Source organism: uncultured Sphingomonas sp., from assembly GCF_964244235.1.
Lineage (GTDB): Bacteria > Pseudomonadota > Alphaproteobacteria > Sphingomonadales > Sphingomonadaceae > Sphingomonas.
The window spans coordinates 1-18,424 of record NZ_CAXTII010000012.1 but is presented as its reverse complement, the minus strand read 5'-3'; the positions used below and the strand labels follow the sequence as shown (position 1 = coordinate 18,424).

22 protein-coding genes and 1 other RNA gene are annotated in these 18,424 nt (G+C 66.5%); 7 read left to right on the top strand and 16 right to left on the bottom strand.

Going from position 1 to position 18,424, the window contains the following annotated elements:
• Positions 1-74 precede the first annotated feature (74 nt).
• Positions 75-2,675 (bottom strand): M1 family metallopeptidase, encoded by a 2,601-nt coding sequence (locus ACFE7D_RS03905; RefSeq protein WP_375394118.1) that lies wholly within the window; start codon positions 2,673-2,675, stop codon positions 75-77.
• A 116-nt stretch (positions 2,676-2,791) separates the two neighbouring features.
• On the opposite strand from ACFE7D_RS03905, the gene ACFE7D_RS03900 reads away from it, so the two are divergent.
• Entirely contained in the window at positions 2,792-3,751 is a 960-nt protein-coding gene (locus tag ACFE7D_RS03900) for an NAD(P)H-dependent flavin oxidoreductase (RefSeq protein ID WP_375394117.1), read from the top strand.
• A 22-nt stretch (positions 3,752-3,773) separates the two neighbouring features.
• Here the strand turns inward: ACFE7D_RS03900 and ACFE7D_RS03895 are convergent, their stop codons facing one another.
• Both ACFE7D_RS03895 and ACFE7D_RS03890 read right to left on the bottom strand, forming a co-directional pair.
• Positions 3,774-4,235, bottom strand: coding sequence for a DUF1465 family protein (locus tag ACFE7D_RS03895; RefSeq protein WP_375394145.1), 462 nt, complete (start codon positions 4,233-4,235; stop codon positions 3,774-3,776).
• A 120-nt stretch (positions 4,236-4,355) separates the two neighbouring features.
• Positions 4,356-4,553, bottom strand: a complete 198-nt coding sequence (locus tag ACFE7D_RS03890) for a YdcH family protein (RefSeq protein WP_174284739.1) — start codon at positions 4,551-4,553, stop codon at positions 4,356-4,358.
• A 207-nt stretch (positions 4,554-4,760) separates the two neighbouring features.
• Between ACFE7D_RS03890 and ACFE7D_RS03885 the strand changes: the two genes are divergently transcribed.
• A complete protein-coding gene (locus ACFE7D_RS03885; protein WP_174284632.1) occupies positions 4,761-4,919 on the top strand; it encodes a YdcH family protein in 159 nt (52 codons plus the stop codon).
• 83 nt (positions 4,920-5,002) lie between these two features.
• Here the strand turns inward: ACFE7D_RS03885 and ACFE7D_RS03880 are convergent, their stop codons facing one another.
• From ACFE7D_RS03880 to ACFE7D_RS03865, 4 genes are all read right to left on the bottom strand, one after another.
• Positions 5,003-5,380 carry a PilZ domain-containing protein gene (locus tag ACFE7D_RS03880; RefSeq protein ID WP_375394116.1) on the bottom strand — a complete coding sequence of 126 codons (378 nt, stop codon included), beginning with the start codon at positions 5,378-5,380 and terminating at the stop codon, positions 5,003-5,005.
• 90 nt (positions 5,381-5,470) lie between these two features.
• Entirely contained in the window at positions 5,471-5,938 is a 468-nt protein-coding gene (gene dksA / locus ACFE7D_RS03875) for an RNA polymerase-binding protein DksA (RefSeq protein ID WP_375394115.1), read from the bottom strand.
• A 591-nt stretch (positions 5,939-6,529) separates the two neighbouring features.
• Complete coding sequence (locus ACFE7D_RS03870; protein ID WP_375394114.1) at positions 6,530-7,108, bottom strand: hypothetical protein; 579 nt, start codon at positions 7,106-7,108, stop codon at positions 6,530-6,532.
• A gap of 39 nt (positions 7,109-7,147) precedes the next feature.
• Positions 7,148-7,480: a hypothetical protein gene (locus ACFE7D_RS03865; protein WP_375394113.1), complete on the bottom strand. Its 333-nt coding sequence runs from the start codon at positions 7,478-7,480 to the stop codon at positions 7,148-7,150.
• Positions 7,481-7,490: 10 nt separating this feature from the next.
• Here ACFE7D_RS03865 and serS point away from each other — a divergent pair, with 10 nt between their 5' ends.
• The 4 genes from serS (at position 7,491) to tyrS (ending at position 11,959) form a co-directional block, all read left to right on the top strand.
• Entirely contained in the window at positions 7,491-8,756 is a 1,266-nt protein-coding gene (serS, locus tag ACFE7D_RS03860; protein WP_375394112.1) for a serine--tRNA ligase, read from the top strand.
• On the top strand, positions 8,756-9,517 hold the full coding sequence (gene surE / locus ACFE7D_RS03855) for a 5'/3'-nucleotidase SurE (RefSeq protein ID WP_375394111.1): 762 nt from the start codon (positions 8,756-8,758) through the stop codon (positions 9,515-9,517). Before serS ends, surE begins: the two co-directional genes overlap by 1 nt.
• 35 nt (positions 9,518-9,552) lie before the next feature.
• Positions 9,553-10,677, top strand: a complete 1,125-nt coding sequence (locus ACFE7D_RS03850) for a peptidoglycan DD-metalloendopeptidase family protein (RefSeq protein ID WP_375394110.1) — start codon at positions 9,553-9,555, stop codon at positions 10,675-10,677.
• 64 nt (positions 10,678-10,741) lie between these two features.
• A complete protein-coding gene (gene tyrS / locus ACFE7D_RS03845) occupies positions 10,742-11,959 on the top strand; it encodes a tyrosine--tRNA ligase (protein ID WP_375394109.1) in 1,218 nt (405 codons plus the stop codon).
• Positions 11,960-12,021: 62 nt separating this feature from the next.
• On the opposite strand, the gene ACFE7D_RS03840 is transcribed toward tyrS, so the two are convergent.
• The 8 genes from ACFE7D_RS03840 to ACFE7D_RS03805 all read right to left on the bottom strand — a co-directional run bounded on the left by ACFE7D_RS03840 (position 12,022) and on the right by ACFE7D_RS03805 (position 17,447).
• Positions 12,022-12,345: a YbaB/EbfC family nucleoid-associated protein gene (locus ACFE7D_RS03840; protein WP_174284624.1), complete on the bottom strand. Its 324-nt coding sequence runs from the start codon at positions 12,343-12,345 to the stop codon at positions 12,022-12,024.
• Entirely contained in the window at positions 12,342-13,976 is a 1,635-nt protein-coding gene (locus ACFE7D_RS03835; RefSeq protein ID WP_375394108.1) for a DNA polymerase III subunit gamma/tau, read from the bottom strand. Before ACFE7D_RS03835 ends, ACFE7D_RS03840 begins: the two co-directional genes overlap by 4 nt.
• Before the next feature lie 274 nt (positions 13,977-14,250).
• Positions 14,251-14,347, bottom strand: an RNA gene (ffs, locus tag ACFE7D_RS03830) — signal recognition particle sRNA small type.
• Between the two features lie 39 nt (positions 14,348-14,386).
• Positions 14,387-14,578 carry a hypothetical protein gene (locus ACFE7D_RS03825; RefSeq protein ID WP_375394107.1) on the bottom strand — a complete coding sequence of 64 codons (192 nt, stop codon included), beginning with the start codon at positions 14,576-14,578 and terminating at the stop codon, positions 14,387-14,389.
• Positions 14,579-14,642: 64 nt separating this feature from the next.
• A complete protein-coding gene (locus ACFE7D_RS03820; RefSeq protein ID WP_375394106.1) occupies positions 14,643-14,882 on the bottom strand; it encodes a hypothetical protein in 240 nt (79 codons plus the stop codon).
• Between the two features lie 107 nt (positions 14,883-14,989).
• The gene (locus ACFE7D_RS03815) at positions 14,990-15,298 is read right to left on the bottom strand and encodes a 2Fe-2S iron-sulfur cluster-binding protein (protein ID WP_375394105.1); all 309 of its coding nucleotides are present in this window, start codon (positions 15,296-15,298) and stop codon (positions 14,990-14,992) included.
• Positions 15,295-16,386, bottom strand: a complete 1,092-nt coding sequence (locus ACFE7D_RS03810; RefSeq protein WP_375394104.1) for a cysteine desulfurase family protein — start codon at positions 16,384-16,386, stop codon at positions 15,295-15,297. Before ACFE7D_RS03810 ends, ACFE7D_RS03815 begins: the two co-directional genes overlap by 4 nt.
• Complete coding sequence (locus ACFE7D_RS03805; protein ID WP_375394103.1) at positions 16,383-17,447, bottom strand: cysteine desulfurase family protein; 1,065 nt, start codon at positions 17,445-17,447, stop codon at positions 16,383-16,385. Before ACFE7D_RS03805 ends, ACFE7D_RS03810 begins: the two co-directional genes overlap by 4 nt.
• Positions 17,448-17,531: 84 nt before the next feature.
• Between ACFE7D_RS03805 and ACFE7D_RS03800 the strand changes: the two genes are divergently transcribed.
• Complete coding sequence (locus ACFE7D_RS03800) at positions 17,532-18,188, top strand: alpha/beta hydrolase (RefSeq protein WP_375394102.1); 657 nt, start codon at positions 17,532-17,534, stop codon at positions 18,186-18,188.
• A 50-nt stretch (positions 18,189-18,238) separates the two neighbouring features.
• Here ACFE7D_RS03800 and ACFE7D_RS03795 read toward each other — a convergent pair.
• The coding region (locus ACFE7D_RS03795; RefSeq protein ID WP_375394101.1) for a hypothetical protein at positions 18,239-18,424 on the bottom strand (186 nt) is incomplete at its 5' end.

Genomic DNA, 18,424 nt, shown 5'->3' with positions numbered 1-18,424 from the left:
GCGAACGGAGGAGCCGAGGATCACAAGCGCCGTTCTTCGTTACCCTGGACTCCTGCGTTGGCAGGAGCATGTGGTCACTTTGCCCCCTGCCCCAACCACGCCGTCACGGCCGGCCGCAGCCGATCCGCGGTCGCCTTTCGCACCGCCATGAAGGCGAGCGTGCGCTTCATGCCGCCCTGCGCCGCCGCCGGCAGGTTCTTTTCCCCCCAGGCGCGGATCTTGCCCGGCATCGCCGGATCGTTCGACGCGCCGCCCAGCCCGACGATGTAGCCGGAAATCGTGCTCGGCTCCACGAAGGTATCGACCAGCGCCTTGTTCGCGATCGCCCAACCGAACGCCATATCGGCATGTCGACCGGCGACCGACCGGAGCAGCGACGCCTTTTGGGGAGTCGTAATCCGGTCGGTCTTGAGCAGATCGAGCGCCCGCTGGGCGAGCGCCGGATCGCGCGCGACACCCAATAGCGACACGAAGCGGTTCTTCGCGACCGGGCTCTTCTCTGCCATCGTCAGCGCCAGCAGCGTGTCCCACTCCGCGGGCGTCGCGTTGACCGCGTAGGTCGACAGGATCGGTGCGCGGATCGCCGGCGGGATCGCGGTCGGGTCGCTCGCCAACTGGCCGACATAGGCCCGCGCCTGCGCCACGACCGCGGCGTCGCCGTCCGACCCCAACCGACCGATCAGAGCTTCGCGCAGGTTGGTCGTCTGCGGCGATTCGCCCTTACGCTCGGTCAAGCCGATCCGTTGCAGTTCGGGCGACAGGATCGCACCGGTCTTGGCGCGCAGCGGCACCTCGAGCGCCGTATCGCGGTAGAGACCGGCCAGCCCACCGACATCGCCCGCCACCATTGCCCATTCCAGCGGTTGCGCCGATGCACCGACTTGCGCCGTCAGCGCAAAATAGCGCGACAGGTCCTGATAGCCGCCCTCCGCCAGCGCGAAATCATCACCCAGCGTGCCCAGCCGGTCGGTCAGCGCCAGTTTCGCATAATCTCGCACGATCGCGGCATGGCCGGCGTCGTCGTACATGGTACGGGTATAGCTTGCCTTGCCGTGGTTGATGACGAGCGTCCCGCAACCCTTGACCGAGACATCGGTCGCCGGCCCGGTCACCACCGCGCCGGTCGTCCCGCCGCCGATCGCAGCGATGGTCAGCGGCACATGCCAGGTCTGCGGAACCTTCGATGCGGCATCGAGGCCGAAGCGCCCCTGCGCGAGCGTCACCACAGTCTTCCCGTTCACGCACCGCGCGCCCGTTTCCATGACCAGCGGCACCCCGCCCTGCAACGTGAAGTCGTGCGCGATCTGGGTCACCGGCAATCCGGCCGCGCCGGAAAGCTCGGTCCATAGCTGGTCGGTGACGGTGTTCCCGTACCGGTACTTCGCCATGTACCGGCGGATGCCGTCGCGAAACACCTCCGGCCCCAAGGTCGCCTCCATCATGCCGATGACGGCCTGGCCCTTGGCATAGGTGATGCCGTCGAACGCCTCGCCGATCTGATCGACCGTTTCGACGTGACGGACGATCGGATGCGTGGCCGCGGTCGCATCGATCCCCATCGCGCCTTCGCGGGCAAACGCAACCGCCGCAGCGTCCGAATCCCAGCTGGGATTGAGCACGCCCGCGGTCTTGTTCTCCATCCAGGAGGCGAACCCCTCGTTCAGCCACAGATCGTCCCACCACGACATGGTGACGAGATCGCCGAACCATTGATGCGCCGTCTCATGCGCAACGACGGTGTAGATCCGCTCACGCCCGCTTTCCGTCGTGCGCGCGGGATCAAACAGCAATTCGTTCTCGAAATAGAAAATCGCGCCCCAATTCTCCATCGCGCCAAAGAACTGGCTGGAACCGGGCCCCGCGATCATGTCGAGCTTGGGCAGCGGATAAGGCTGCGCGAAATAATTATTATAGTATGCGAGCACCCGCTTGGCCTGCGACAGCGCATAATCGCCCTGGTCCGACACGCCGCGGCGCGTGATGACGCCGATCTCGGTCTTGCCGGCCTTTACCGTCTTGCGGTCCATGTCGCCGATGCCCAAGAACAGGAGGTAGCTCGACATCACCGGCGTCTCGCCGAACCGGTACAGTTGCGTCCCGTCCGGCTGCTTGGCGATCGATGTCGCGGGCATGTTCGAAAAGGCGGTCTGACCGGCTGGGGCAACCGTACCGAGGCGGAAACGCGCCTTGAACGACGGTTCGTCCCACAATGGCGCGAAGCGGCGCGCGTCGGGTGCTTCGAACTGCGTGGCCAGCATCTGCGCCTTCGACCCGTCGGTATTGGTATAGTCGATCGCGAACAGCCCGGCCGCGGATTTGCCGATCGTCCCCTTCCACGCGAAGGTCATCACATGCTGCCCGGCGCGCGTGGCGACGGGCAGCGTGACGGTCAGCGTCTGCGCGGCGGGATCGAGCTTGTAGGTCGACGTGACCCCGTCGAACGTCACGTCGCTGAACACCAGATCGGCGGCATTCAGCTGGATCGTGTTCGTCGCCTGGCGGACGTCGATCGTCGCCGTTTCGGTACCGGTGAAGGTCATCGACTTCGCATCGGGCTTCACCGCGATGTCGTAAAGGACGGGTGCCACATTGGTCGGCAACCGGCCATTCGCGGCGATCGCGGGCGCGGAAACGGTGGCGGCAAGCATGATCGACAGCGGCACGGCGAATTTCATGGGAAGGGGGCTCTCCTGTTGCGATGTCAGACCTAACCGTTACGTCCCCGGACCGCAAATCCGCTGCATGATGCGCTCGCTGGACAGTGTAGCGGGTTGCGGTATGAAACCGGTTCATGACCCTTCCCCCCCTATTGTCGTCGTTGCGGCTGCCCGTCATCGGATCGCCACTGTTCATTATTTCCGGTCCCGATCTCGTGATCGCGCAGTGCAAGGCGGGAATCGTCGGCTCCTTCCCCGCGCTGAACGCGCGACCGCAGGCGCTGCTCGACGAATGGCTTCACCGCATCACGCAGGAACTGTCGGCGCATAATCGCGCGAACCCTGACGCCCCGGCCGCACCGTTCGCGGTCAACCAGATCGTCCACAAGTCGAACGACCGGCTCGAGGCGGATCTGGCAACCTGCGCGAAGTGGCAGGTGCCGATCGTCATCACCTCGCTCGGCGCGCGTGAAGACCTCAACACCGCAGTCCATGGGTGGGGCGGCATCACGCTGCACGACGTCATCGACGATCGTTTCGCGCGCAAGGCGGTCGAGAAGGGGGCGGACGGCCTGATCGCGGTCGCAACGGGCGCCGGCGGTCATGCGGGAAGGCTGTCGCCCTTCGCGCTGATCGCGGAAATCCGCCAGTGGTTCACCGGGCCGCTCGCCTTGTCGGGGTCGATCGCGACGGGGGATGCTGTCCTTGCGGCACAGGCGATGGGCGCGGACCTGGCCTATATCGGTTCCCCCTTCATCGCCACGACCGAGGCGAATGCGGAGGAGAACTACAAACAGGGCATCGTCGAAGGTCGCGCAAGCGACATCGTCTATTCCAACCTGTTCACCGGCGTACACGGCAATTACCTGCGCCGTTCGATCGAGGCGGCCGGGATGGATCCCGATAACCTGCCCGAGGGCGATCTGAAGACGATGGACTTCGGCGGCGGCAACGGTTCCAAGGCGAAGGCGTGGCGCGACATCTGGGGATCGGGCCAGGGGATCGGATCGGTCGACAGGGTCGAGCTGGTGGCGGACCGTGTCGCGCGGATGCGTGCGGAATATTCGGCGGCACGGGCGCGGTTGGCGGTCTGAAGGGCATTGCGCAGGTAAGGCTTCAGAACGCCAGCGCCAGTCGCTGTTGCATCGACCGCGCCGGGCTGACCGCGGCCATTTCGCGTTCCTGCAACGCGTCGAGCCGGGCAACGCGGCGATGGAGGTCGATGCTGGCGTCGATCAGGCGACGGGCACCCGTCGGCATCTCGGCCAGCGATTCCGCGTCGGACATGGGTGCCGTTCCCAACCGGCGCGCGGGGTCGAGCGCCTCGCACGGGCGCAGTTCACCCGCCGCGACCGCGCGCTGGGTCAGCAGCCAGGCGATGGCGTGCATCAGCCGAGTCGTGACCTTCAGCGATTCGCAACTGAACGCGACGCGTGCCATCGGCGGCAGCGCCTCGCGCTCCACGCGGCTGCCCTCGTCGAAATAGCTCCTCGCCTCGTCGGCGAGCAGCATCGCCTCGACATACAGCGCGTCCTGCAGTCGCCGCTGCACCCGCGATTCGGTAAACGCGCCGTTCATTCCTGGACGCTCGCACAGGACGACGGCGGAGCAAAGGACGACTCGGGGGATTTCCTCGCGCTTCGTCTCGAAATGACGCGGCGAACGGTTCACGACAGCGATTAACCAAGCCCGATTTCGTCAGGCGATGATGTCGGGGATCAGTTCGTCCTCCAGCATCGCGATCTCGTCACGCAATCGGAGCTTGCGCTTCTTCAGCCGGGCGGTGCGAAGCTGATCGGGCGCGGCAGACAGCGCCAGCGCATCGATCGCGGCGTCGAGGTCGCGGTGCTCCACGCGCAGGATGTCGAGCCGCGCGGCGATCTGTGCTTCGTCCATCGGCGAACCCCCTTCGCGGTCGATCGGCTTTCGCGCTCTAGCAAACGCGACCACCCCGACGCGAGTGCGAAATATACGGGCCGGCTCGGCCGAACGGATCGTCTCATCCGTACGTTCGACCCGTCGCGCTCGCGCACAAGGGGCGCGACTTTTGGCGCGGATGATGGTTTAATCACTTCCCCAAACCGAATGCAGGAGGCAAGACCCATGCAGACGACTCACCAGACCGCGCTGGAAACCAAGCATGCGACGATCGATCGCAGGATTGCGGAGGAATCGCGGCGGCCAATGCCCGACGCGACGATCCTGGCCGGGCTGAAGAAGCAGAAACTGCATTTGAAGGAAGAGATCGTCGCGCTCGACTGATATGTCGGCCTCGAACGGACACCCCGGCATGCGGCCGGGGTATCCAGGCGGTCAGCCCCGCGACCCTGGCGTCAGAGGTAGCTTTACCGGAAGAACACCGGGGGCTTTGCATAGATCGGGGTCTGAGCGCCCTTCCCAACCGGCTTACGCGCAAGCTGCGGATCGATCTTGCGATCGAACACGATGCCCATCCGCCCCTCTGCGCACCAGGCGACCTTGCCCGTCAGATCCGGGATTCCGCGAAGATCGATCTTAACCGGCGTATCCGGGTTCACGACCCGCGGCAGCTCCGCCATCAGGCCGCCTTCGGACAGATTGCGGATGCGCACGTCGCGCGCGACCGGCTCGTCGGCCAGCGTGATCGATGCCTGCAGGAACAGGCTGTCGCGCTTGCGCTTGCGCTGCCCGTCCTGTGCGGCCCCGCTCTCCGCCGTCAGCGGGCCGCGGTTGATGCTGTCCATGCCACCGTCTCGCCATCCAGTCGTCGCCATTGCCCATGTGTCGGCGCAACGGATGTATCGCCCACCGGTAGCGAAAGCGTTAAGCCTCGCTCAATCCTCACGCGACACCTTTTCATGACGTTCGTGGCGCTCCTGCGCTTCGACCGTCATCGTCGCGATCGGCCGTGCCTCCAGCCGGGCAAGGCTGATCGGTTCGCCGCTCACTTCGCAATAACCATATTCGCCCTCGTCGATCCGGCGGATCGCGGCGTCGATCTTCGCGATCAGCTTGCGCTGCCGGTCGCGGGTGCGCAGCTCGATCGACCAATCGGTCTCGCTCGACGCGCGGTCGGTCAGGTCCGCCTCGCGCAGACTATCGACCTGCAGCTGCGACAGCGTGCCTTGCGCCTCCACGAGGATCGCCTCTTTCCATGCCATGAGCTTGCGGCGGAAATAGGCCTGTTGGCGCAGACTCATGAAAGGTTCGTCCGATGTCGGACGATAGCCGGTATCGGCATCGTTCGCCGGTGCCGCCTCGAAATTTTTCGTTTGTTCTACGCGATTCGCCATCGTCGCCATGCCACTCTCCCCTTCGGCACCGACACGGCAGACGTCGCGTCGGTAGACCGCCCCCCAAAATGGTAGGCGCGCCTATACGCGTGGGTTTCCCTGCTCACAAGCGCCAGCGAACGCAGGGCTACATTACCGCGGATATGGTTGATCCAGGACCATCGCCTTGTCGGGACGGCGAGCAAAGCTGTTCCACGTTGGCACGTTAACGCTGATATTGCTGAGACATAGCCGATGATTTCGCCGCGGCGGGCAGATAACGTCGTTAATACGGTTGCGCTTAATCCTTTGTTTTGCACTTGGTCGCATAGCAATGTCGCGTTGCTGAACCCGGATCTGGCGCAGGGATCGCGCCGGCAACGAGAAAGAGAATGCTATGTCGGTGCGTATGGCCTTGGCGAAACTTTGTGCATGCGCATGCGGCGGGGCCGTGATCGGCGGAGGGGCCGTGCACATCGCCGAGAAACCGCATCACACCTATGCGCGGCATATCGTCCGACGCGTCACCACCGCGCAGGTCGCCGGGCACGGCCCGCGGAGGATCGTCACCTCGACGACCACGCGCGGCGCTTGCGGGCCAACGACCGTCACGGTCGCGAATCAGGCCGCGCCGGTTCCGCTGCCGGTGAGCGAGGGCTTTATTGGCGGCGGTGGCAATGTCCCGCTCGTCGTCGGTGGTAGCGGCGGGTTCTTCGGCGGCGGGTTCGGGGGCGGCTTCGGCGGCGGCTTCGGCGGCGGGGGATCGGCCGGCAGCGTCGTGATCTCCTCCACCAGCAGCGGCGGATCGACTTCCAGTTCGGGCGGCAGCATCAGCAGCACGTCGTCGACCGGAGGGCTGAGCAGCACGTCCTCCAGCGGTAACGTCAGCAGCACGTCGTCGAGCGGCGGATCGTCCAGCGGCAATGTCAGCAGCACATCGTCCGGCAGCACGGGCGGTGCAACGGTGTCCAGCACCTCTTCCTCCGGCGGATCAAGCGGTAACGTCTCATCCGGCGGTTCCAGCTCCAGCGGTACCATCTCGTCGGGCGGCTCGAGCGGCAACGTATCGTCCTCGTCGAGCGGTAACGTGTCGTCGTCCGGGTCGTCGAGCGGTAACGTTTCCTCGACGGGCAACGTCTCGTCCACAGGCAACGTCTCGTCCACAGGCAATGTCTCGTCCACGGGCAACGTGTCTTCCAACGGCAACGTCTCCTCGACAGGCAATGTATCGTCGAGCGGCTACAGCTCGAGCAGCAACGGATGGAGTTCGAACGGCAGTTCGTCGTCCAGCAGTTCTTCGAGCAGTTCTTCCAGCAGCAGCTCATCCTCCTCCTCGTCGGGCGGCAGCTCGGGCTCCAACGGCGGCAACCCCGCGCCGGTCCCGGCCCCGCCGATGGTCCTGCTGTTCGGTGCCGCCGCAGCGGCGCTGGTCATGCGCCGCCGGTTCGCGAAGCCGGGCACCGTCACCGCCTGATCGGTTTCCGCCGAACGACAAGGGGTTCCGCCGCAATGCCGCGGCGGAACCCCTTTGTCGTTACCGCGCGGGTTGCGCGGTCTTGCCGCGCTCGCCATAGCCGCGGCCATGCACGACATCCGTACGATCCGCGAAGACCCGGCCGCCTTCGACGCCGCGCTGGCGAAGCGCGGGGCGGGACCGATCGCCGACAGGCTGATCGATCTGGATCAGGTTCGTCGCCAGCAAGTGACCGATCAACAGAACAATCTCAACAAGCGCAACCTGCTGTCGAAGCAGATCGGTCGAGCGATGGCGCAGAAGGATTCCGGCCGGGCGGAGGCACTGATGCGCGAGGTCCAGTCTCTCAAGGACAAAGCACTCGATTTCGTCGATACCGGCGATGAGTTGCACGAACTGCTGGCCGCGCTGCCCAATTCACCCTATCCCGATGTGCCCGAGGGCAAGGATGAGGATGATAACGTCGTCGTCACCGAGCGTGGCGCGCGCCCGGCATTCGATTTCGTGCCGCGCGAGCATGACGCGATCGGCCCCGCGATCGGCATGGATTTCGAGACGGGCGTAGCGATCGCCGGCGCGCGTTTCACGCTGCTGCGTGGCCCCGTCGCCAAGCTGCAGCGCGCGCTCGGACAATTCATGCTCGACCGGCTGGTCGCTGACCATGGCTATGAGGAGGTTGCACCCCCGCTGCTCGTCCGCGACGAGGCCGTATACGGCACGGGACAATTGCCTAAATTTGCAGAGGACCTGTTCCGGACGACCGACGGCCGCTGGCTGATCCCGACCGCCGAGGTCAGCCTGACCAACATTGTCCGGGAGAAGATTCTCGCCGAAGCCGAACTGCCACTGCGCTTCGCCGCGCTGACCCCCTGTTTCCGCTCCGAAGCCGGTGCGGCGGGGCGCGACACGCGTGGGCTGATCCGCCAGCACCAGTTCGACAAGGTCGAGATGGTGTCGATCGTCACCCCCGACGTGTCGGAGGCGGAGCATGAACGCATGACCAGCGCGGCGGAGGGTGCGCTGGAAGCGCTCGGCCTGCCCTATCGCCGGATGCTGCTGTGCGCGGGCGACATGGGCTTCACCGCGGCGCGGACCTACGACCTTGAGGTCTGGCTGCCCGGCCAGGGCCGATACCGCGAGATTTCAAGCTGCTCGACATGCACCGATTTCCAGGCGCGGCGGATGAACGCGCGTTACCGGCCGGAGGGCGAGAAGGGCACGCGGTTCGTCCATACGCTCAACGGCTCCGGGCTCGCGGTCGGGCGGACCTTGGTCGCGGTCATCGAGAATTATCAGCGTGCGGACGGATCGGTCGCGGTGCCGGCGGTGCTCGTGCCCTATCTGGACGGCCTGACCGAACTGACGCCGCGCTGATGCGGATTTTGCTGACCAACGACGACGGCTATCACGCGCCCGGTCTCGCGGCGCTGGAGACGATCGCGGCCACATTGTCGGACGATGTCTGGATCGTCGCGCCCGCGGACGAGCAGTCGGGCGCGGCGCGGTCGCTGACGCTCAGCCGCCCGCTTCGGGTGCGGCGGTTCGGCGAGCGGCGGTTCGCGGTCGCGGGCACACCGACCGATGCGGTGCTGATGGCGCTCGGCGAGTTGATGGACGCGAAACCCGACCTCATCCTGTCGGGGGTCAATCGCGGCGGCAATCTGGCCGAGGACGTGCTGTATTCGGGCACCGTCGCCGCAGCGATGGAGGGGGCGATGGCAGGCATCCGATCGATCGCCCTCAGCCAGCTGTACGACAAGGAGGGCGTCGGCAATGCGGTGTCCTTCGCGACTGCCGAGGCCTGGGGCGAGCGGGTGTTGCGGCCGATCCTGACCCTCCCGTCCGATCCGCTCACGCTGGTCAACATCAACTTCCCGGTGACCGCGCCGGATGCGGTCAAGGGCATCCGCGTCGTCGCGCAGGGGCACCGCGATCACGGTCAGGTCCGGATGGATCACCGCACCGACCCGCGAGGGTTCGATTATTACTGGCTGGCGATGCGTCGCGAATCGATCGAGGCGGGCGTGGCGACCGACCTGCAGGCGGTCGCGGCGGATCACATCGCGGTCACGCCGCTGCATCTCGACCTGACGCACCGCGGTTCGCTCGCTATGCTCGCGCAAGCCTACGGATAGGAACGACGAGGATGCGTGGACCATGGCGCGGGGCGATGGCAATATTGGCCGCGGGCATCACGGTTGCCGATTGCATCCCCCGCGCCGACCCGCCCTACCAGAGCCAGCCGGTGCCCGACTCCCGGCCGACCGCCACTCCGCGCTATCGCCGTACACCCCCACCGAACGACCAGCGCGATCGGCCGCGTGACGACGAGGATCGGAACGCCGCCGCCGACCGCCCCGACGCGCAGGGTGTGAGCACGCTGCCCGCCTCTCGCCCCGCGTGGGAAGCGCGACCGGTCGCCGCCGACGCGGCGATGGTCGCGCAGGCCAGCTACACGGTGCAGCCGGGTGACACGATCGGCCGGATCGCCGACCGGACCGGCGCTGGGGTGGACGCGATCGCGCGCGCGAACGCGATCGAACCGCCCTATCCGGTCCATGTCGGACAGCGGCTGAAGATACCCGCCGGACGGTATCATCTCGTCCGCCCCGGCCAGACCGGCATCGCGATCGCGCGCGCCTATGCCGTCGAATGGTCGCGGATCGTCGCCGCGAACGATCTGCAGGACCCCTATACGTTGCGCGTCGGACAGCGTGTGCTGATCCCCGGCACCGCGCCGGGCCAGCCAGCCCCCACCCGGGCGGAACGTGCGTCCGCGTTCAAGCTCGACATCGACGACATCCTGACCGGCGGCGAACCGGCGCTCGCGCGGAACGAGACCCCCGTTCGCCCGGCACCGACCGCGACGCGCGTCCTGCCCCCCACCGCCGCGGTAGTCGCGCCGACCCGGCTGACCGGCGGGTTCCTCTGGCCGGTCGATGGGCACGTCGTGAAGCGCTTCGGCCCAGGTGCCAGTGGCGAACGCAACGACGGGATCGAGATCTCGGTGCCCGTGGCCACTCCGATCCGGGCGACGGCGGACGGCGTCGTCGCCTATGTCGGCGACGGCATCGCGGCCTTGGGCGGCTTGGTCATCGTCAAGCACGGCGATGGCTGGACCAGCGTCTACGGGCACGCTTCGAAGCTGCTCGTCCAGCGCGGTCAGAGCGTGAAGCGCGGGCAGACGATCGCACTGTCGGGCGATACCGGCTTCGCGGACCGGCCCGAGGCGCATTTCGAACTGCGCAAAGGACGGACGCCCGTGGACCCGTTGGGACAATTGCCGCAAACCTAGGGAGGGTCAGCCCTTCGCCGGTTCGGGGTGACGAACGATATGCGTCAGTGCTAACCGCGCGCCCATGACCCACCAGTCCCTCCTGCTGACCACATTGTCGACACGCGGCTATATCCATCAGATGACCGATGTCGCCGCGCTCGATAGGCTCGCGGCGGAGCAGATCGTCCCCGGCTATATCGGCTTCGACCCCACCGCGCCCTCGCTGCATGTCGGCAGCCTCGTTCAGATCATGCTGCTGCGTCGGCTCCAGCAGGCGGGGCACAAGCCTATCGTCCTGATGGGCGGCGGGACCGGCAAGATCGGCGATCCCAGCTTCAAGGACGAGGCGCGCAAGCTGTCGAGCGACGACACCATCGCGACGAACATCGCCTCGATCCGCCGCATCTTCGAACGGTTCCTGACCTTCGGCGACGGGCCGACCGACGCGGTAATGCTCGACAACGCGCAGTGGCTCGACGCGCTGGAATATATCCCGTTCCTGCGCGAGATCGGGCAGCATTTCAGCGTAAATCGGATGTTGGGCTTCGATTCGGTCAAGCTGAGGCTCGACCGCGAGCAGTCGCTGAGCTTCCTCGAATTCAACTACATGATCCTCCAGGCTTACGACTTTCTGGAACTGTCGCGGCGTGCCGGGTGTCGCCTGCAGATGGGCGGCAGCGACCAATGGGGCAATATCGTGAACGGCGTCGAACTCGCGCGGCGGATGGACGGGGCCGAGGTGTTCGGCGTCACCACCCCGCTCATTACGACCGCGGACGGCGGCAAGATGGGCAAGACTGTGGCGGGTGCGGTGTGGCTGCACGAGGATCAGCTGCCGCATTTCGACTATTGGCAATTCTGGCGCAACACCGACGACCGCGACGTCGGCCGGTTCCTGCGATTGTTCACCGACCTGCCGCTGGACGAGATCGCCAGGCTGGAGGCGCTGTCGGGGGCGGAGATCAACGCGGCGAAGATTGTCCTGGCGAACGAAGCCACCGCGATGTGCCGCGGCCGGGCGGCGGCCGAGGCGGCGGCGGAGACCGCGCGGCGTACGTTCGAAGAGGGCACATCGGGGGATAGCTTGCCGACCGTCGTGGTGCCGGTCGAGGGGCTGAGCATCGTTGCCGCGCTTACGGCAATCGGCTTCGCTTCGTCGAACAAGGAAGCGAAGCGGAAGATCGAAGAGGGCGCGGTTCGTGTGAACGACGACCGGGTTGGCGGGGTGGAAACGGTCGTCATCGCTGGCGACAAGATCAGTTTCGGGAAGAAGCTGCACGGGACGGCGGTGGCAGAGTAGACTTTCCCCCCGCGAAGGCGGGGGCCCAGACCGGGTTCCCGCCTTCGCGGGAACACAAGGGTTCAAAACGGCAGCTTGAACCCCGGCGGCAGCGGAATACCGCTCGTCATCTTCGCCATCGCCGCCGAAGACGCCGCATCCGCCCGCGCCCGCGCATCGTTGAACGCGGCGACCACCAGATCCTCCAGCATCTGCTTCTCCGCCGGCACCACCAGCGAATCGTCGATCGACAGGCCGATGATGCGGCCCTTGGCGGACGCCCGGACCTTCACCAGACCGCCGCCGGACGCACCCTCGACCTCCACGGTGTCGAGCCCGGCCTGCGCCTTTTCCAGTTCGGCCTGGACGTTCTGCGCCATGGCCATGATGTCGTCGAGATTGTTCATGCATTGGTCCTCTTGGTCGGCCATGCCTCGAGCACGGCATCGGGGAAGGCATCGCGCGCGGCGCGGACGATCGGGGAGTCCCAGGCGGCGATACGTTCGGCCTCGGCCGATGTCTCCTGTCGCTCTTTCAGCGTCGGCGCGCCGGGCACGTCGTCGAAAGCGATCTTCCATGGTGTACCGGTCAGCCCCTTCAACGCTGCGGTCAGATCGGCGAGCGTGTCGGTCGCCATCGGCCGGCTGCCGCTGAAGACGATCTCGGGCGGCGCGTAACGCACGACGCGCGCGCCATTGTGCAACCGCGCGGCCAGCGCGAGCGATCCGGCGGCGTCCAGCCGCCGCACCAGTGCATCGAACGTCTCGGGCAAGCGCGACGCTGGAGCCGCGACCGGCGCAACCGCGATCGGTGCCTGGGGGACAGCCACCGGCGCGGTTCCGTTCGCGATCGCCCGCGCCAGTTCACCCGGGTCTGGCAAGGTGGAAGCATGGATCGCGCGCAGCAACGCCATCTCCGCCGCCTCGATCGGCAATGCGGCCCGCGCAATCTCGTCATGACCTTTCAGGAACAGCTGCCACAGCCGGTGCAGCACGGGATAGGACAGCGACCCCGCCCATTCGCCAAGCGCGGCACGTTCCTCCTCCGCCTGCGCGGCGTCTGCCGCGGTCCCGAGCTTCGCAAGCGTGATGCCGTGCACCGTCTCCATCAGCGACTGGAACACCGACAGCGGATCGACGCCATAATCATATTGCCGCCGCAGCGCGGCGAGCGAACGCATACCGTCCCCGGCCAGCACATGGCCGAGCAGATCGCGCACCGCGCTGCGATCGGACAGGCCGAGCATCTGCCGCACCGCTCCGGCGGTCACGCCGCCACCCTCGATCCCGGCATGCGCCATCGCCTGGTCGAGGATCGACAGCCCGTCGCGTGCCGACCCTTCCGCGGCGCGTGCGATCAGCATCAGCGCCTCGGGCTCGGCGGGCGCATCCTCCTTCACACACACGTCCGCGAAATGCGCGGCGAGCCTGTCGGCGGGGATACGGCGCAGGTCGAACCGCTGGCAACGCGACAGGACCGTCACCGGCACCTTGTTCACTTCCGTCGTCGCCAGCAGGAACTTCACATGCGCGGGCGGCTCCTCCAGCGTCTTCAGCAGCGCGTTGAACGCGGGCTTGGACAGCATGTGGACCTCGTCCACGATGTAGATCTTGAAGCGCGCCGAGACGGCGGCGTAGCGCGTGGCGTCGGTAATCTCGCGGATGTCGTCGACGCCGTTGTGGCTGGCAGCGTCGATCTCGATCACGTCGATATACCGCCCCTCCGCGATCGCACGGCATGGCTCGCAGGTGCCGCACGGGTCGATCGTCGGGCCGCCCTGCCCGTCCGCGCCGATGCAGTTCAGCGCCTTCGCGATCAACCGCGCAGTGCTCGTCTTGCCCACACCGCGCACCCCGGTCATCAGGAACGCATGGGCCAGCCGGTCGCGCTTGATCGCATTGCCAAGCGTCTGGACCATCGCATCCTGACCGATGAGTTCGGAAAAGGTCTGCGGCCGATATTTCCGCGCGAGGACACGGTACGCGCCGGCCTTCGCAGCGGGTTGGGGCGGTTCGCCGAGATCGAGGCCGTCAGCCACTGCGATTCGCGCTTCTGCGGGCGTGGAAGTGGAGGAAGTGGAGGCGTGCCATCGTCCCTCCAGATAGGGGGTTTGAGGCGGAAAGCGAAGAGGGTCCGGTGGAGGTGCGCGGGTAACCGGGCGATGATGGTTGGTCGCCGGCGTGTAGGACAGGGGGTCTGGGGAGGGGTTTCGGTCAAGGCACGCCGCGCGAAGCCGCGTCGTAGGTCAGCGCCTGGCGCTGCCTGCCGCACTGGCGCGTCTCGATGCCAGCTTGCTGGCAGCGTGCGCGCTGCGCGGTGGGAGCCGGACGACCCGTGGCGGAATCGTTGCGGCTGCTTCCTTCCGGACCTGACCGGGTTGGCGACGACCACGCCCGCCCGACTCCCGCGCGCCCTATGCGCGAGCGGGGTCGGACGGGTCAAGTCGCGTTACCGGCAGACGCGGACGCGGCGATGATGCTCGTAGCGGGTCGTGCAAACCTGCCGGTGGTGCATCCGCGGGCCGTCATGGCGAACGACGGTGCGCTCGCGCTCCACGCGGTGCTGCGCGCTGGCGGGGGCAACGGCGAAGAGGGCGGAGGCGGCGACGGCGCCGGCGGCGAGCGTGGTGAGGATCTTCATGGTCTTGGGTCCGTTCTCTTGGGGGGTGTCGGCAGGATCGCTGGCACCGGGTCATCGGGAAACGTCAGATACGGTGGCAGCGGCCGAAGCGGTTGCAGACCACGCGGTGGTGGCGATACCCGTGCCAGCCGCCACGATAGCCGCCATGGCGATAGCCGTAATCACCGCGATAGCCGCCGCCGTGATGGCCGTAGCCACCACGATAGCCGCGATGATCGCCATGGTGATATTGGGCAGCGGCCGGGGTTGCCGCGACCCCGCCGACGGTCAGCGCTGCCGCGCCGAGCAATGCGATCATCTTCATGGATGCTCCTTTCGTTCGCCCGGGGGATCGGGCATGGACGGCACAATGATCCTGACCCGCTGGACGTTCCCTGAATGCGCCGTTGTCGCAGCGACAGGCTTGCGGCGTTAGCCCTGGGGTATCCGGACGTGCAGCCCATCCAGCGCCGGATCGAGCCGGATCTGGCACGCCAGCCGACTCGTCCGCGTCGCGCCGGGCGCGAGGTCGAGCATCTCCTCCTCGTCCGCGCTGGCGATGGGAAGCCGTTCGAAATCAGCGGGATCGATGATCACGTGACAGGTCGCGCAGGCCATGTCGCCGTCGCACGTCCCCTCCAGCGGCTGCCCTGCGGCTTGGGCCAGGTCGAGCAGGCGCTGACCCGTCGTTCCCTCCACCTCGACCGGCGAACCACTGCGTCCGATGAATATTATTTTCATGCGCCGCGCCGCTGCGCATCCGCCGCGGCGGCGATCATTTCCATCGCCGCGCCCAGGTCGGCCGGGGTGGTGTAGCGCCCGAAGCCGATCCGAACCGAGGTCCGCGCCTCCGTCTCGGTCAGCCCGATCGCGCGAAGGACATGGCTCGACCGGCCGGATCCGCTCGCACAGGCCGAACCGGCGGAAAACGCGATGTCTCGGCATAGCGACATCAGCCGGTTCACGTCGAGCCCGTCGCGGCGAATATTGAGGTTGCCGTGATAGCGCGCCTCGATCGATCCGTTGACCATCCAGATTGGCCCAAGCCGGCCGAGCGCGGCCTGCCACATCCGGTCGACCGCAGACATGTCCGCTGATTGCCGATCGCGCATCAGGGCCGCCGCGACGCCGAAGCCGGCGCACAGAGCGGGCGACAGCGTCCCCGATCGCCCCGGTGCCTCCTGCCCGCCGCCGTGCATCAATGGCGCAAGCTCGACGCCGTGGCGGACCCACAACGCGCCGATGCCCTTCGGCCCATAGACCTTGTGCGCCGAGATCGCGACCAGGTCGCAGCCTTCGGGAACGGGCATCCGGCCATAGCCCTGCACCGCATCGCACAGCATCGCCGCGCCGGCAGCCTGCGCGATATCGGCGAGCGCGGCGATGGGTTGGACGACCCCGATCTCGTTGTTTACCAGCATCGCCGCGACCAGCCCGGTACCCGGCACGATCGCGGTGCGCGCGGCCTCCAGATCGATCAGCCCGTCCGCGCGGACCGGCAGCACGGTCACCGTGCGTCCCAGCGCCGCCTCCGCCGCGACCGTGTCCAGGACCGCGGCATGTTCGGTCGCGACAGTGACGATCGGGCCGGTCGTGCCCTTGATCGCCCAGTTCAGCGCCTCGGTCGCGCCGCTGGTGAACGCGACACGCCCCCCGCGCGGCAGCAACGCGGCGACCCGGTCGCGCGCGACCTCCACCGCGGCGCGCGCCCGCCGCCCCTCGCGGTGCGGGGAATGCGGGTTGGCATGGCCGTCCCGCAACCAGGGGATCATCGCCGCCAGCGCCTCGGGCGCGAGCGGGGTCGTCGCCTGGTAATCGAGATACGTCATACCCGAAGTTTATCTGCCATCGAGCGATAAGCGTCGGCAAACCGCTCGAGGTCGGACGATGTCGTAGACCAGCCGATGCTGACGCGTATTGTCCGTACAGCAACCTCTGGAGGTACGCCAAATGCGGCCAGTGCGCGGCTTTCCTTAAGCGTACCCGACGAACAGGCACTGCCCGCTGATACCGCGAATCCCAGGGCATCGAGCCGAATCAACTGGGCAACCGCGCTCATGCCCTCCATCGCAACGGCAAAGATGTGCGAACATTGCACACCCGGCGAAATCACTTCGCCGCCCTCGTACAGGCGATCCTTGAAGGCGAACCGATCTTCGACGCTAGTTTGCCACTCGTCGATACCGCCCGCTTCCAGCGCCGCTGCGAAACCAAGCGCGCCGGGCAGGTTTTCCGTGCCCGCTCGATAGCCGAATTCATGACCACCCGTCGGTATTATGGTTGCAAGGTCGCGCACCAGCAGCGCGCCTATTCCCACCGGACCGCCCAGTTTATGTCCGGAGACAACGATCATATCGGCGTCCGGCAACCGTCTTTCAGCTGCTGATTGGGAGCAATCGGTCAACAATAGACCACCCGCCTCTCGGATAGCGGCGATCGCGGGATTACGAACGTACGGCAGCAGTCCCGTGCCGGTTTCTGAATTGATTGACTGGATCGCGACGACCGGCGGCGGTCCACTAGTTAGATAGGTGTTCAGAAAATCCGCATCGGGCTCACCATCCACGATAGGCAAAATGTCGGCCTGCGGCGCTGCTCGCAGCACGGCGTCATGCTCGACCGCGGAAATCAGTCGCCGTTCTCGTTTAACCCGACCAAGCCCGATCGAAAGCGCTTCGCTCGCCCCGCTCGTCAGGATCACCTCGCCGTCCCAACCGAGCGCCGCCGCGATGCGCGCGCGCGCATCCTCCAGCGCGCGCCGCGCCGCGCGCCCCTCGCCATGCGGCGACGACGGATTGGCCCAACGCGCCATCCCCTCGGCGACCGCGACGATCGCTTCGGGTCGCATCGGCGTGGTCGCGGCGTGGTCGAGATAGATGCGCGGGGTCAAAAATGTTCCAATCGGGCGGGCCTTGCCTATATAGCGCGCAACCGCGTGCGCTTCAGCCCCCGCCCCGCTTGCTTAAGGTCCTCCATGCCCGAAGTTATCTTTCCCGGTCCCGAAGGCCGTCTCGAGGGGCGTTTCGCCCCCGCTCCCCGCCCCCGCGCACCCGTCGCGATGATCCTGCATCCGCATCCCTCGTCGGGCGGCACGATGAACAACAAGATCGTGCAGGAACTCTACAAGACGTTCCAGCGCCGCGGCTTCGCGACGTTGCGCTTCAATTTCCGCGGGGTCGGCAAGAGCCAGGGCGTGTTCGACAACGGCATCGGCGAACTGTCCGACGCGGCGTCCGCGCTCGACTGGGTGCAGAGCTTCCATCCCGAGGCGTCGACCACCTGGGTCGCGGGCTTCGGCTTCGGCGCGTGGATCGGGATGCAGCTGCTGATGCGCCGCCCCGAAGTCCGTGGCTTCATCTCGATCGCGCCGCCCGCGAACATGTTCGACTTCACCTTCCTCGCCCCCTGCCCGTCGAGCGGGATCATTATCCAGGGCGAGAATGACGAAGTCGTGACCCCGGCGGCGACGCAGAAGCTGGTCGATAAGCTGCGCACACAGCGACACATCACGATCCACCACGATACCATTCCGAAGGCGAACCATTTCTTCGAATATGAGATGCCGCAGTTGATGGGGTCGGTCGATAAATATCTGGACATGCGGCTCGACCCGAACTCGCCGATCCGGTGAGGCTCGGCGCAGCGGATTAACGACGCGGCTTTGCCGCGGCCGGGTCACCTTCAGGTCAGGTGGCTAGGCTCTCCTTCTGCGCCTTTGCGATAAAAGGTGTGCCATATCTTGATCGGCACCGCGACGACGACGAACAGCATCAACGCGCCGAAACCCAAGACGAGTTCTTTTTCATTCTCCATTCTAGGACGCGGTGACATTTTAGGGATTCCACTGAGCCGATAGTTCTGATTCAA